General features: G+C 64.6%; 14 protein-coding genes and 1 tRNA gene. 9 read left to right on the forward strand and 6 right to left on the reverse strand.

Annotation, left to right across the window (positions count from 1 at the left end; translation table 11 throughout):
• The first annotated feature begins 156 nt into the window (after positions 1-156).
• The 5 genes from ACWDZ6_RS05465 (at position 157) to ACWDZ6_RS05485 (ending at position 4,342) form a co-directional block, all read left to right on the forward strand.
• Positions 157-996, forward strand: coding sequence for an enoyl-CoA hydratase/isomerase family protein (locus ACWDZ6_RS05465; RefSeq protein WP_451501769.1), 840 nt, complete (start codon positions 157-159; stop codon positions 994-996).
• Positions 997-1,393: 397 nt separating this feature from the next.
• Complete coding sequence (locus ACWDZ6_RS05470; RefSeq protein ID WP_451501770.1) at positions 1,394-2,002, forward strand: DJ-1/PfpI family protein; 609 nt, start codon at positions 1,394-1,396, stop codon at positions 2,000-2,002.
• Between the two features lie 97 nt (positions 2,003-2,099).
• Entirely contained in the window at positions 2,100-2,354 is a 255-nt protein-coding gene (locus tag ACWDZ6_RS05475; RefSeq protein WP_451501771.1) for a hypothetical protein, read from the forward strand.
• Between the two features lie 248 nt (positions 2,355-2,602).
• Positions 2,603-3,340 (forward strand): SAM-dependent methyltransferase, encoded by a 738-nt coding sequence (locus ACWDZ6_RS05480; RefSeq protein WP_451501772.1) that lies wholly within the window; start codon positions 2,603-2,605, stop codon positions 3,338-3,340.
• Between the two features lie 399 nt (positions 3,341-3,739).
• Positions 3,740-4,342: a hypothetical protein gene (locus ACWDZ6_RS05485; protein WP_451501773.1), complete on the forward strand. Its 603-nt coding sequence runs from the start codon at positions 3,740-3,742 to the stop codon at positions 4,340-4,342.
• A gap of 63 nt (positions 4,343-4,405) precedes the next feature.
• Here ACWDZ6_RS05485 and ACWDZ6_RS05490 read toward each other — a convergent pair.
• Positions 4,406-4,479, reverse strand: a tRNA-Gly gene (locus ACWDZ6_RS05490).
• Positions 4,480-4,758: 279 nt separating this feature from the next.
• Here ACWDZ6_RS05490 and ACWDZ6_RS05495 point away from each other — a divergent pair.
• The 3 genes from ACWDZ6_RS05495 to ACWDZ6_RS05505 all read left to right on the forward strand — a co-directional run bounded on the left by ACWDZ6_RS05495 (position 4,759) and on the right by ACWDZ6_RS05505 (position 6,116).
• A complete protein-coding gene (locus ACWDZ6_RS05495; protein WP_351461081.1) occupies positions 4,759-4,941 on the forward strand; it encodes a hypothetical protein in 183 nt (60 codons plus the stop codon).
• Between the two features lie 86 nt (positions 4,942-5,027).
• Positions 5,028-5,603 (forward strand): dCTP deaminase, encoded by a 576-nt coding sequence (dcd, locus tag ACWDZ6_RS05500; protein WP_326651450.1) that lies wholly within the window; start codon positions 5,028-5,030, stop codon positions 5,601-5,603.
• 3 nt (positions 5,604-5,606) lie between these two features.
• Entirely contained in the window at positions 5,607-6,116 is a 510-nt protein-coding gene (locus ACWDZ6_RS05505; protein WP_451501774.1) for a phosphoribosyltransferase, read from the forward strand.
• Between the two features lie 146 nt (positions 6,117-6,262).
• Here the strand turns inward: ACWDZ6_RS05505 and ACWDZ6_RS05510 are convergent, their stop codons facing one another.
• The 5 genes from ACWDZ6_RS05510 to ACWDZ6_RS05530 form a co-directional block, all read right to left on the reverse strand.
• Positions 6,263-6,424, reverse strand: a complete 162-nt coding sequence (locus tag ACWDZ6_RS05510; protein WP_389129102.1) for a hypothetical protein — start codon at positions 6,422-6,424, stop codon at positions 6,263-6,265.
• Between the two features lie 324 nt (positions 6,425-6,748).
• A complete protein-coding gene (locus ACWDZ6_RS05515; protein WP_451501775.1) occupies positions 6,749-7,108 on the reverse strand; it encodes a hypothetical protein in 360 nt (119 codons plus the stop codon).
• 165 nt (positions 7,109-7,273) lie between these two features.
• Complete coding sequence (locus tag ACWDZ6_RS05520) at positions 7,274-7,633, reverse strand: hypothetical protein (protein ID WP_451501776.1); 360 nt, start codon at positions 7,631-7,633, stop codon at positions 7,274-7,276.
• A gap of 839 nt (positions 7,634-8,472) precedes the next feature.
• Positions 8,473-9,918 (reverse strand): NF041680 family putative transposase, encoded by a 1,446-nt coding sequence (locus tag ACWDZ6_RS05525; protein ID WP_451501777.1) that lies wholly within the window; start codon positions 9,916-9,918, stop codon positions 8,473-8,475.
• 446 nt (positions 9,919-10,364) lie between these two features.
• A complete protein-coding gene (locus ACWDZ6_RS05530) occupies positions 10,365-10,805 on the reverse strand; it encodes a hypothetical protein (protein ID WP_451501778.1) in 441 nt (146 codons plus the stop codon).
• Between the two features lie 701 nt (positions 10,806-11,506).
• Between ACWDZ6_RS05530 and ACWDZ6_RS05535 the strand changes: the two genes are divergently transcribed.
• On the forward strand, positions 11,507-12,784 hold the full coding sequence (locus ACWDZ6_RS05535) for a hypothetical protein (protein WP_451501779.1): 1,278 nt from the start codon (positions 11,507-11,509) through the stop codon (positions 12,782-12,784).
• The last annotated feature ends 256 nt before the right edge of the window (positions 12,785-13,040 follow it).

Below are 13,040 nucleotides of genomic sequence, written 5' to 3' on the forward strand. Positions count from 1 at the left end.
GGTCACCTTCATGCCCCGAGCGATCTGGCGCGACGCCATCAGCTCCGGCTTGGTCACCATCCCCGTGCCAGGTCGTCGCAGCCGCCGAATCCCACGACATCACCCTGCACCGCGTCCACGCGAAGTACGGGGCTGAGCGACGAAAGGAAGACCGGGATGACCACCTCGTACGAAACCATCAGGACCAGGCTGGACGGCAACGTCCTGTCCGCCACGTTCAACGCGCCGCCGATGAACCTCATCGGTCCCGAGGTCGTGCGGGACATGGTCGCACTGCTCGAGGAACTGTCCCACCCGACCGCCCCACGCGTGGTGATCTTCGACAGTGCGGACGCCGACTTCTTCTTCCCGCACGTCGACATGACGAAAGTCCCCGAGTACACCGCTGAGGCCGCGAAGGCCGGAGGCCCCGGCGATGCCTCCCTGGGAATGCTGTTTCGCAAGCTGAGCCGGCTCCCGGCCGTCACCATCGCCAAGCTGCGTGGCCGCGCCCGGGGAGCGGGCAGTGAGTTTCTCCTTGCCTGCGACATGCGCTTCGCCTCCCGGGAGAACGCCATCCTGGGTCAGCCCGAAGTGGGAATCGGAGCTCCCCCCGGCGCGGGCGCGATCCAGCATCTCACCCGTCTGCTGGGCCGCGGCCGAGCACTCGAAGCCGTACTGACGTCGTCGGACTTCGACGCCGACCTCGCCGAACGCTACGGATGGGTCAACCGTGCCGTCCCTGACGCCGAACTGGACGAGTTCGTAGCAGGCATCGCCGCGCGCATGAGCGGCTTCCCCCGCGATGCGCTGATCGCAGCCAAGTCGGCCATCAACGCCATCAGCCTGCCGACTCCTGCCGAAGTACGCGCGGACGCCGCACTGTTCCAGCAACTCGTCCGGGGCGAGGGAGTACAGCAACGCACGGCTGAGCTGTTCAAGCAGGGCTTCCAGACCCGTGGTGCCACCGAACTGGGCCTCGGAGACGCCTTGGGCGACTTGAAGGCCGTCGACTGATGAAGAAGAACACTGCGTCCATCGACACCGGGCGCCACCGCGCCATGCCGCCACTTCGTCCCGAAGCAACGTGGCCGGGCGCTCGACCTGGGGCTGGTATGCGTCTCACCTGCTGCGACGGCCCGCATATGAGCGGTTGTCCGCCGCTGTACGGCGGCGTTGTCACGCAGCTGGACACTCAGCTGCCGCTCTTGGGATTCGGCACGGCTCGAGAGTCGGGCCAGGCAGTGTCCGGGACCCGAGAAGTACAGGAGAAGCAGCCAGTGAGTCGGTGCTCAGGCTCGGAGCTCGGAACGCAGAGCGCTGGTAGGCATGCCACCAGCCGCCGATTGGCCCTCGCCCCGGAACGGCGCGCCAGGGAGACTGCAGAGCTGATGCCGTACTTGAAGGAGTTGTGATGCAGGTAGCAGTGGTCACCTTCGACGGGTTCAACGAGCTCGACAGCTTCATCGCTTCCGCGCTGATCAACCGATGCTGTAAGGACGGCTTGGAAGCCTTCATTACGACGCCGACGCCGGTGGTCACGTCGATGAACGGCGTCGAGGTGACAGGGCAGCGCCCCATGGAGTTCGTCGCCGAAGCCGAGGTCGTGCTGATCGGTAGTGGCGTGAAGGCGCGAGAAGTGGTCGCCGACGACCGGCTGATTTCCAGACTGCGGCTCGACCCTTCGCGACAGCTGATCGGTGCCCAGTGCTCCGGTGCGCTGGTGCTCGCCCGGCTGGGATTGCTGGATGGCGTGCCGGCTTGCACGGATATGAAGTCCCGGCCCTTTGTGGAAGCCTGCGACGTCACCGTGCTGGACGCACCGTTCCACGCCGAGGGGAACATCGCTACGGCGGGCGGTTGCCTGGCGTCCCAGTACCTTGCCACGTGGGTGATCACCCGAATGCTCGGGGAGGATGCCGCGCGCGACGTCATCGGCTACGTGGCTCCGGTCGGCGAGAACCAGGAGACTGTCGAGCGCGCCATGCGTGCCGTCCACGCGGGCGAGGTTGCACTGCACTGACGCCCCCGTGATCAGCCTTTTGGGGCCGCGGCCCGGCCAATATTCCCGGCAGGGACCTTCGCCGTGTCCATAGAATCCCGCCTCGATGAAGAGACGCGTGCAGTTCACCGAGCAGGTCGTGCGGTTCCGTGACTACATGCCGACCGCGGATCGGGAGAAGTTCCTGCGTCTTGTCGACAGAATCGCAGCTGAGCCTGAAGGCGCCGACAGTCACCTTGCCTTCACGAACGACGCTGTGACGCGCGCAGCCTGGGAAGATCGCGTAATGGTCCACTACGTCGTGACGAGCTTCTTCGTGGTCGTCATCGAGACCGACATCTACGACGCGTCGCGTGGCTTCAACGAGGTGTAGTCGGCCACGAGAGAGCCCGGACCATCGGTCGGGGCCTCTCGTCGGCGCGGGTACTGCGCGGGCGATCCACCGGCCTCAGCACATCACCAGTGGGCACGTTCATCTGTACGTTGGCGGTCTCAGATCCAAGATCTGAAGGTGAGAAGTGAATCCACCCTGAGTGACCAGGTGTTGCAGTCGTCCGGTACTCGTTCATCGGCGGGGTAAAGCAGATGCGATGAGCATCCGACGCTGTCAGGCTGCGCGCCATGGACCGCGAAATGATCTCTCGGCTGTCACGCTCTGATCACCCCATCAACAGCCCTCTTGACGATGCGTCGGTGCGCCGACTGCTCCATCGAACCGTGGACCGGGGCGATGAACGCGTACTCGACCTCGGCTGCGGTGAGGCGGCTTGGCTCCTGCGGACCCTGGCCGCTCATCCGGATGTGACCGCCGAGGGCGTCGACAACTCGTCCCAGCTCCTGGCCAAGGCTCGGAAGGAGGCGGCCGATCTGGGAGTCGAAGACCGACTCGTACTTCACCAGCAGGACGCCACGGAGTTCGCGTCTCCCCACCCCTTCGACGCAGTGCTCAGCGTCGGTGCCACCCATGCCTTCGGCGGTCTCCTGTCCACCCTCGATGCTGCCCACAGGCACCTCGTCCCCGGCGGCCGCGTCCTGGTCGGCGATGCCTATTGGGAGTGCGAGCCCACCACCGAAGCCCGCGAGATGCTGGGCGAGTACGAGGACCTGGCGACCACCATGGACCGCGTCGTCGCCCACGGCTGGACCCCTGTCTTCGGGCACATCAGCACACGCCAGGAACTCGACGACTTCGAATGGTGCTGGACAGGATCCCTGGCGACGTGGGCGCTTGACCACCCCGAGGACCCCGACAGCGCCGAGGTTCTCGCCGTTGCCTCCGCCCACCGCTCGGAATGGCTGCACAGCTATCGCGACAGCTTCGGCTTCGTCACCCTCGTACTTCGCCGAACCTCCGAGTGACCACTGCGGGTGGCGGGCCAGGGCCCGTGCCCCGCTCCTGCAGAGCATTGCCCCGGATGAGGGGATGGCACCGTGGGCTGCTCTCGGCCCCGTCGTTGGTTTGCCGACCGATCGGGCACAGGTCTGGCACGGCCGTTTGCGTCCGCGGAAACTGTGATGCGGTTGGGAGGTCACCCCTGGCACATCGGGCGACATGGATGAGGCGACCGGCCCGCGCAACCCGGCTGGCATCCGCGTGGGAGACGTGTACGAGGTCCAGGAGGTAGGGCTTCCCGGCGGCCCCCGAAGTGTCTGGGGGCGCAGATCTCACCGAGACCTGCAATCCGGCTGCCGTGGGATGAGTAGCGGTTGATCGCCCACCAGTACGATCCCTTGTCCATCAGCTTTGGGGGAGGACGTATGACCGCCGACGTATCCGTGCAGTTCACGTACACGGTGACACTGCGGGAGATAGCCGACGGGTTGAGACTTCAGATGCGGCACAGTCCGGTTGGCCGGTGGGGTTGTCGCGTCCTGTGGGCAGTGGGCATCTTCCTCGGTCTGGTGGTCGCGATCAACGTTGCGGCCAAGGGCATCGATTCCCCTGCTCTGGGGGTATTGCGGTTCACTGTGACCGTCATCGTCATCATGATCGCGTCCCGCTGGCTGATGGCTCTGGGCTTGCTCGGATACGCCAGGCACCTGGGCGAACATCGCGTCACGGTCGATCAATCAGGGATCGGCACTGTGTCCGAGCGTCATACGAACCACACAGGTTGGGAGTTCTACGGGCGCTGCGTCGAGGGGCGCCGGGTCTTCGTGCTACTCACCCCGGATGTATGGGGCGCCGGAGTGCTGATACTGCCCAAGCGTGGCTTGAGCACGCCGCAGGACACGGAACGCATGCGGGAGTTGATCGCCGCCGCGCTGATCGACCAGCACTCAGTCCGGGCCGCGAGGAAGAAGGGCTCTGACCAGCGGGAAGAGGGCCCAAGTGGCGCGGAAGTGGTGCGCGACGCCTGAATCGGTCTAGACAACACAAAGGCCCGGGTTGGGGATCATGTCCCTGACCTGGGCCTCATCTATTGGAGCGGGTGACGGGAATCGAACCCGCGCTCTGAGCTTGGGAAGCTCATGTTCTACCATTAAACTACACCCGCGCGACGGACCGTCGACCGGCACCGCATCGTCGCACACTGTACCCCATTGCTGGCCCCCGGTGTATTTCGCCGCGGGGCCTTCGTGCTGTCCAGGGAGCGGATGCGGTCGATGACGCCGCCCCGGATCCGGTTGATGTCACTGACCCGGATGCGGCTGCGGCGCACGGGAGTTGAGGCGTACCGTTGCGTGCGGAGTGCCGTCGGAGCGCCGGATGCGGGTGCGTCCCGTTCATCCCCTAATGTGGTCGTTCGTCCGCATTTTGTTGGGGAAGGGACCCGATGGACTTGATGGAGCGCACCGTCGTCCGCTGTGCCGAGGGGCACGTCTTCAGTACCGCTTCGTTCCCGATGCAGCAGCTCGGCGCCGATCGGATCGGGCCCGGGCGGCTCATCCGGTGTCCGCGTTGTGCGCGGCTTCGCAGCGTCGTCCCTGTGGAGTCGGAGCGGTCGGCCAACCGGTAGCCGGCAGCCGCGGGGAAGCGGCGGTCGGAGTGGGCGCGGGCTGTCCCGATTGGGGTGGGCCCGCGCACTCTGCGTATCCTCGGGGCGTGCTTCTCTCTGACAAGGACATCCGGGCCGAGATCGACGCCGGACGGGTGCGCATCGACCCGTACGACGAATCCATGGTGCAGCCCTCGAGCATCGATGTGCGGCTCGACCGCTACTTCCGGGTGTTCGAGAACCACCGCTATCCGCATATTGATCCAGCTGTCGAGCAGACGGATCTGACCAGGAAGGTCGAGCCGGAGGGGGACGAGGCATTCATCCTCCACCCCGGTGAGTTCGTCCTTGCCTCGACCTACGAGGTCATCTCGCTGCCGGACGACCTCGCCTCGCGGCTGGAGGGGAAGTCCAGTCTCGGCCGGCTGGGGCTGGTCACGCACTCGACCGCCGGGTTCATCGACCCCGGATTCTCCGGGCACGTCACGCTCGAGCTGTCGAATCTCGCGACGCTGCCCATCAAGCTCTGGCCCGGCATGAAGATCGGTCAGCTCTGCATGTTCCGGCTGAGTTCGCCGGCCGAATTCCCGTACGGGAGCGAGCGGTACGGGTCCCGCTACCAGGGGCAGCGGGGGCCCACGGCGTCCCGGTCGTACATGAACTTCCACCGGACACAGGTGTGAGCGATGAGTGATGTACGGGAGAACCTGTCGTACGAGAAGTTCGGCGGCGCGATCCGCGAACTGGCGCAGACCGTCGCCGACGACGGGTACGAGCCCGACATCGTGCTCAGCATCGCCAGGGGCGGCGTGTTCGTCGCCGGGGGACTGGCGTACGCGCTCGACTGCAAGAACATCCACCTGGTGAACGTCGAGTTCTATACGGGGGTGGGGACCACTCTCGCGATGCCGGTCATGCTCGCGCCCATCCCGAACGCCATTGATTTCTCGGACAAGAAGATCCTTATCGCCGACGACGTCGCCGACACCGGCAAGACGCTGAAGCTCGTGCGCGACTTCTGCGTCGACCATGTTGCCGAGGTGCGCAGCGCCGTCATCTACGAGAAGTCGCATTCGCTGGTGAAGTGCGAGTACGTCTGGAAGCGCACCGACGAGTGGATCAACTTCCCCTGGAGTGTCTTGCCTGTAGTACGTAAGTCTGGCGAGCCGATCACTCCGTCGAGAGAAGCCCTCTGACCTGGTCGTTCGTGCCGCTGTTGGTGTCAGGCACTGATGTCAGCGAGAGCCGCTGTGCTTGCCCCCAGCCACGTGTTGTAGTTCGCCGCCCAGGCGAGTCACGCCCGACAGGGCCCTTGGAGAAGGGGCCCGCCGACTGGCTATGTCTAGACCGCGAGCAGCGCGGCAAGAATCAAAGCCGCCATCGCAGAGAACACCCGCGGCTTTCTCCAGCCCGGTCCCGAAGCCTGGCGGGTCAGCTCCCAGGAGCCCACCAGACCGCCACCTAGACCCAGCGCGTCCCGCAGCAGGAAAACGGTGGTCTGCACAGGGAGCCTCCAGGTGCCTTCGAACGGAGGGGAAGGCTATCCCTGGTGTGACATGCGTGCCGCACCCTGCTGAAGTATGGGCGAGTCGAAGGCGTGGAGCAGTCCGACGCCGGCCGGGCGTGCGGACCGCTGTTCCTCACCGACCGCAAGGCGCCCGCCGGGATAGCGCCCCCGGACCGGCCTCCGGGCAGTGACGGGTACCGCGACAGCCAGCGGGGACCTGGACCGCTACGGGATGAGAGTGACCATGGTGGTCCGCCATCCGGCACGGACGCCGGGCAGGGAGGACGGTGGTCGACAGCGGGAGCAGCGTGCACGCCCCTCTCACTCGCACTCGACCTTGAGGGTTTGGGCGACTGAGTCAGGATCGTCCTTGTCGATCGCATGCTGGACCCACGCGAGTAGGGGGCCTCGATCAGTGAGGAGGATGCACAGTTCCTTATGGTCCTCGTGTCCATTGTGGTGACCTTTGGCCACGACCTCGTCCAAGATTCGGTTGATCTCTCGAGTGCAGCCTGCGAGAGCCTCATCATGGAAGCTGGTCAGCTCTCGGGGGGTGAGGAATGCGTCTCTTCTGCCCCGGCTATTCCTGTCGATGACAAAGCAGTCGTAGTTCTCGCTCTTGAAGCACACGACTGTGCCGTTCTTTGTCGACGTCCACTCGCGCTTCGTTGGCCTGGCCATCCGTCAATTCCTTCAAGTAGTTGTTATCGTGAACCACATGCTCCGCGTGCTTGGATATTGCGGCTGCCCCTAAGAACCCCGTGAATCTTGCAGACGGACTTCGCCTTATGCGAGAGGCCGAAAGCAGGGCTGTGGCCGACAGCAGGAGGAGCTGTCCCCTCTGCCTCACTCGTATTCGATCTTGAGGGCTCGGGCGACTGAGTCAGGATCGTCCTTGTCAATCGTCGGCTGGGCCCACGCGAGTAGGGGTCCTTGATCAGTGAGGAGGATGCGCAGTTCCTTATGGTCCTCGTGTCCATTGTGGTGACCTTTGGCCACGACCTCGTCCAAGATTCGGTTGATCTCTCGAGTGCAGCCTGCGAGAGCCTCATCATGGAAGCTGGTCAGCTCTCGGGGGGTGAGGAATGCGTCTCTTCTGCCCCGGCTATTCCTGTCGACAACAACGCAGTCATAGTTCTCACTCTTGAAGCAGACGATAACGCCGTCCTTCGTCATGTAATATTCACGCTTTGTTGGCCTGGCCATCTGTCAACTCCTCCAACTGCTGGTGTCGTGAACCCCATGCTCCGTGTGCTTCGACATTGCTGCTGCCCCTCGTCAGCCGCAATTCGAGATCGGCCATCCGACGGATTCTGCAACCGATCTGACCTGCAGCGGCCATCTGGTCGGTGGAGTCTCAATGACGGAGTCAAGGCGCCGCGGCGGCTGCCGGTGTGGCTGTCGTGAAGCGGCGGTTGTCTCGGAGCAGGGCACCATAGGACGGCGACGCGTCGGCGGGGAAGGCTACGACGGCCGGGACGCGCTTGCAGCCCTCGGGTCGTGCCGATCGGCCACCGCTTTATGAGTGCGATCAGCCGTCCCCAACGATGGTTCCGTGTGGGGCCCATGGCGCTGCCCTCGACCGCTGAGAACTGCCGAAGTCTGCCGTCGTTTGATGTCAGCCATGGATGTCAGGCGGCCCCGAGCAACTCACTCACGGACGGCGGTAGGCAGACCGGTCAACGCCAGGAGCGGGCTCAGTGGTCAGCGTCACGTAGCGGGGGTGGAGGGGGTCGCCAACTTCCATGAGAGTGAACAGATCGACGTCGTGCCGGGCGAAGCGGTGAAGGTACTGCAGGAATAACTCCAGCTCCTCGCTGGACAGCGACTCGTCGTGTCTCTCGTTGCGCGCGGGCTCACGATACGACGGGCCGGCGGATTACTGGCCTCCTCGATGCGAACTACGGCCGGGGCGGTCGCTGAGCTCTGCCGGGCTGACGGCTCAGCTCCGCAGGTGTGCTGTCAGTCGGCTGCGGCCACTGTGGTTGCTGTACTCCGCTGCTGTACAGCACGGCCCTTTTTGAAACACCGCCTTAGCTTGTTCCTTATCGCCGGGCTTGATCGCGTTCGATCAGCGTCTCCGGGCGTTTGACGGTCTTGCCCACGTCGTAGCGGGTGGCGGGGTGGCGGTTCTTTGAGCCGGGTGGCCGTCCAGGTCCGGGCCGGGTGGGTTTCGGAACCCTGGCCGGGTTTGCGAGGTGGGGCCGGATGTTCCGGAATGCTCGACGAACACGCGTCGGGGTCCTGGCGGTGCCGGCGTGGGTGGTCTTCTCCCAGGGCTTGCGCTGGTCGGCGGTGGCTGGGGCGGCGAGGCGGAGCTGAGTGTGGGCGACGATCACGAGCCAGGTCCAGCGGTCGGCTGCCTGTGGGTTGCGCAGGCGCGGGCGGGTCCAGCCGAGGTCCTGTTTGAAGTAGCGGAAGGTGTGCTCCAGGTCGAAGCGGCGCAGGTAGCAGGACCAGGCCTGGTCCACGTCGGTGGTGGTGGCGCCGGTTTTCGAGGACCACAGCCACAGGGGCGGTGCGTCGCGATCGCCGGGCAGGCGCTGGACCTTGAGCCGGATCAGGGTGCCCTCGACCAGGGGGAGTTCGCCGTCGTGGTCGACCCACGAGGAGCGGTGGGTCAGCCGGGGGTGGACCCGGTCCCAGGCCTGGGTGTGGGCCTTGCCGTAGCGGTCGGTGTCGTTGACCGTCACCAGCGCGGGCTCAGGCCAGGTCTCCGGCTTGGCCAGCCGGAGTTCCAGGCCGTGCTTCCGCGGGCGTCCCAGGGGTTGGTAGGTGAAGGACAACGGCCGTGGCGGAACCCTCAACACCCGGTCGGAGCGCAGGCGGCCGACCAGTTCGACGGGCAGATCCCGCAGCACCCACGCCAGGCGAGTCACGTCGTAGCCGGCGTCCATCACGACCAGCATCTTCTGGTCGCCGGTCCGCCACTGGTCGGCGCGGACCAGGCGCTCGACCACGGCGCGCAGCTGGGTGGCGGTGACAGCGGTGGCGTCGTCCTCGGGGCCCAGGCGGACCGCGTCCAGGACCGCAGTCCACGACGATGAGCCTGGGGACAGGGCGGCTACCACGGAGTACGGCCAGCCCGGGATGATCTGAGCGGCCGCCCGAGACCGGCCGTGAACGTGGCAGAACAGCCGCTCCGGCGAGCACGCCGCATCCGATCGGAGCCACGGCGAGACGTCCACGGACAGCACGATCCGCCCCTCGAGGCGCGGCAGCGGCACCGAGACCAGCAGGTCACGCAGACGCTCGACATCGAGTCGACCGTGGTTGAGCGCCGCATACAGGGAGCCGTAGCCGCGGCGGTGCTCAGCGGTCAGCGACAACTCCACCGGCGTCTTCACCGGCCCGTCCGCGCACAGAAGCGCGTCGGTGAGTTCGAAGAACGCGTCCGCCCGCGCCGACAAGCACCCGTAGAAGTCGGTCCGGAAGTGTGACAGTTCCTCGAATGCGTCCCGCTCGCCGACCCGTTCCAGCACACTTATCACCGCGGCCTTCTTCGTGAACTTACTGATCTCCTCGCAGAGTTCAGGATCACGAGAAGGCCGCCCCCACGTCCGGCGATCACCCGAACGAGTGCCCTGGCGGACGCTGATGATCAAGCCGGAGGTTAAGGAACAAGCTTAGGAGCGAGGTGGGGCGAGTTGGTGCCTGACCTGCGGCATGTCGACTTCGACAGGTGCGGCCTGAGCACCCTGTCGGCGACCGCAGTTCCCCGTGGCTCCCCGCCCGATCTGGCGCGGTTGTGGCACGGGGAGCCGGATCGACCGGGAGTACGCGCAGCCGCTGGACGTCGAGGCGCTCGCCCGCGGGCGTGAACATGTCGCAAGAGGCCCACCGGATCTCTCCGACGGGCCTCTCAACGCTGTGCACTCAGCAGGACTTGAACCTGTGATCCGGTCGCAGTAGTGGTGCTACTGCTTCCATCCCTTGTTCAATTGCCCAGGTTTGACACTGAGGTGCTTGAATAATATACCCAGTGGTCCTTGCTGTCCTGATAGTCAAAGAAGATGTTGACCCTTTCGGCTCCACCCGGCTTCGGCGCGGGAACGGTGAAGTTGAAGTCTCTGCTGCTCCCTGGCCCCCGACCGCAAGCTGTGCGCGTCTGACGGTCAATTGCGTCGACCTGGTTCGCGTAGAACACGAAGAACGTCACCTGCGCGCAGTGGATGTTGTTGGACTTGACCGTGCCTTGGATCTGGACGGATTGGTTGGTGAAGTTGATCCCACCGTGGGTGTAGCCCACATCCGTACCCCCCTCTCCGGGCTGGTTCCCCAACTCGAAGGTCGCCTGCCAGACGCCGGCCGAAGCCGGGCCGGTCGACACAGCAGTGAAGAGCCCTGCAGAGGCAGCGACGACCGCCGCTGCCCTCATGATCCGCCTCATCGAGTCCCCCTCAGTCAAACAAATCGAACAAACTGTCGCATGATCATAGCGCGGGGCGGCGGCAGACGCGGCGGTCGGCCGAGCCGCGCGAGGCGTGCGACTCGGCCGCTGTGCCTCGCTGCTGTACGGGCAACGCAAGAGGCCTTCCGGATCTCTCAGAAGGGCCTCTCAACGGTGTGCACTCGGCAGGGTTCGAACCTGTGATGAGGATCTCTGAAAATGGGTCTGGGCGGAATTTCGGGACGGTCACGATCGCGTAGTCCTTGGCCAGTGCGTTTGGCAGCGGGAATGCCCTGGTCATGTGGGATCTGCTCGCGTTGAAGGACGTGCTGTTCCCGGATGCCGTGGGGATGGTGCTGGACCGGTTGGCCGAGGTGGACGGGGTGGTTGTGGCCGAAGCCCACAGCGCTGTAACGGAGTTGAGGTGCCCAGACTGCGCGACTGCCTCGCGCCGGGTGCACAGCCGCTACGGGCGGCGGCTCGCCGAGTATCCAGTCGGCGGGCGGCGCGTGGTAGAGAGGCTGGAAGTCCGGTGGTCACCATGATCATTAGCCTCAAAATTGGAGAACAACCGTAGCCGTACTCCTATCCTGGAGTTCTTGCTAGTGCTCAGGCGACATGCCGCTCGGGACACCTACCTGGACAGCGAGGTTCCCGGGCCTCATGCGAAGAGAGGCGAGGCTGTACGGATGTCGAACCCCGAGTGCACGGGACAGATACTCATCGTGGCCCTGCCTGCGAAACTGATCGGTGACTGCTCACACCCGTGGAAGTCCGGCCCGCTTCCCCTGAGCCATGGCGGTTTGCGTGCTGAAGTCGGCATGCGGAAGTTCTACTTCCTACCTGCTGTAGCCGAAGTGCTGTATGGAACACCAACTGAGCCACGACGCTGGCACATTCAGGTAAACATGAACCACGACGGAATGACGCTTGTGGCCGTTGAGGTGCAGCGGATCGATTCGGCAACCGAGCGACAAAACGGGCTGGTTGTACTGCACTTAAGGGTCGAACAGTCGGCCGTTCTTGATGTCGCGCGGTACTTCGCAGGACGCCCCACCGCTCCGGCATATGCCTTGCCTGGGGAAGATCTGCTCCGGGATGTAGCCAGCATCGAATGGCAGGGCCGCACCGCTTACCCATTTGCTCACCTACAGTCCCAGGACGCGCCGTACACCTTAGCTCTCGTCACACCTTGGCGAATGCCGCTTCCCAAGGTCTATCCGGAGTTGGCCAATCTGAACTGGAGCACTGTAGACGAATGGCTGTTCACGTTGGCGTCACGTACCTCTCTAGATGACTACCCTCCGCATCCCGAAAGCCGCGAAGAACTGGTGGGTAATGCCTTGTGTATCTCCGCCTCCTGGAAGGCGCTGGTGCTCAGCAGGGGGGCGGCGTTCGTCGGGCTCCGCCCAGACGACCCCTTCCACCTGGTCGCTGAACTCTACGTCAGGACCGTCTACCTGGACTCGCTGCTGTTCGGCATCATCCAGCGTGACCGCTTAGTCGAGTTGGCACACGACGCCGCCAGCGCGCTGGGATCTGCAAATGTGGGCATGAATCTGGCTTCGCTGGAGTTACGGCTGGCCACGTTTCGAAGCTCGTACTGGAAACAGGTCCTGACCACGGACCATCGTGCCAACGATCTTTTCTCTGCCTTCCAGCGGCAGCATCGGATGCTCGAACGCTATGACCGGGTCGTCACCGAGATCAACGAACTCAACCGTCTCGTCCAGACCCAGGAGAGTCGCCAGATCGGGGCAGCCCTTGGCATCCTCACCATCCTGGGTCTCCCCCTCGGTACAGCACTCGGGATCCTGCAAGTCCTTGGACTCAGGTCAGTTATAAGCCTTGCGACGGCTTTCGGCAGTGCACTTTTTACAGCTGGCGCAATGCTCCTTACGCCCTATGGGCGCACGGTACTGCGTTCCTTCCGGACAATCGTGCCTAGCGGGAGACGCCGCGTTTGAGTATCGGTACCCAGCCTTGCTTTCATGACACGTAGGCCGTCCGCGAGGTGTGGTGTCAGCAGTTACCAGTCCCGGTACCTGCCTCACTGGCGACCACGTCGAAGGTTGATGGCACTCTCCGGTTTTAGACCCGGTCGGAATTTCTTCACAGTCACGATCGCAGCAGGACGCGGGTGCGGAGGAGCCGGAAGGAGCCTCGGCCGTACATCTGCCGCTTGATCGTCTTAAACGGTTGATGTGCCCTTCGACCCGTACG

The sequence above is a fragment of the Streptomyces sp. NPDC002926 genome, from assembly GCF_053591755.1.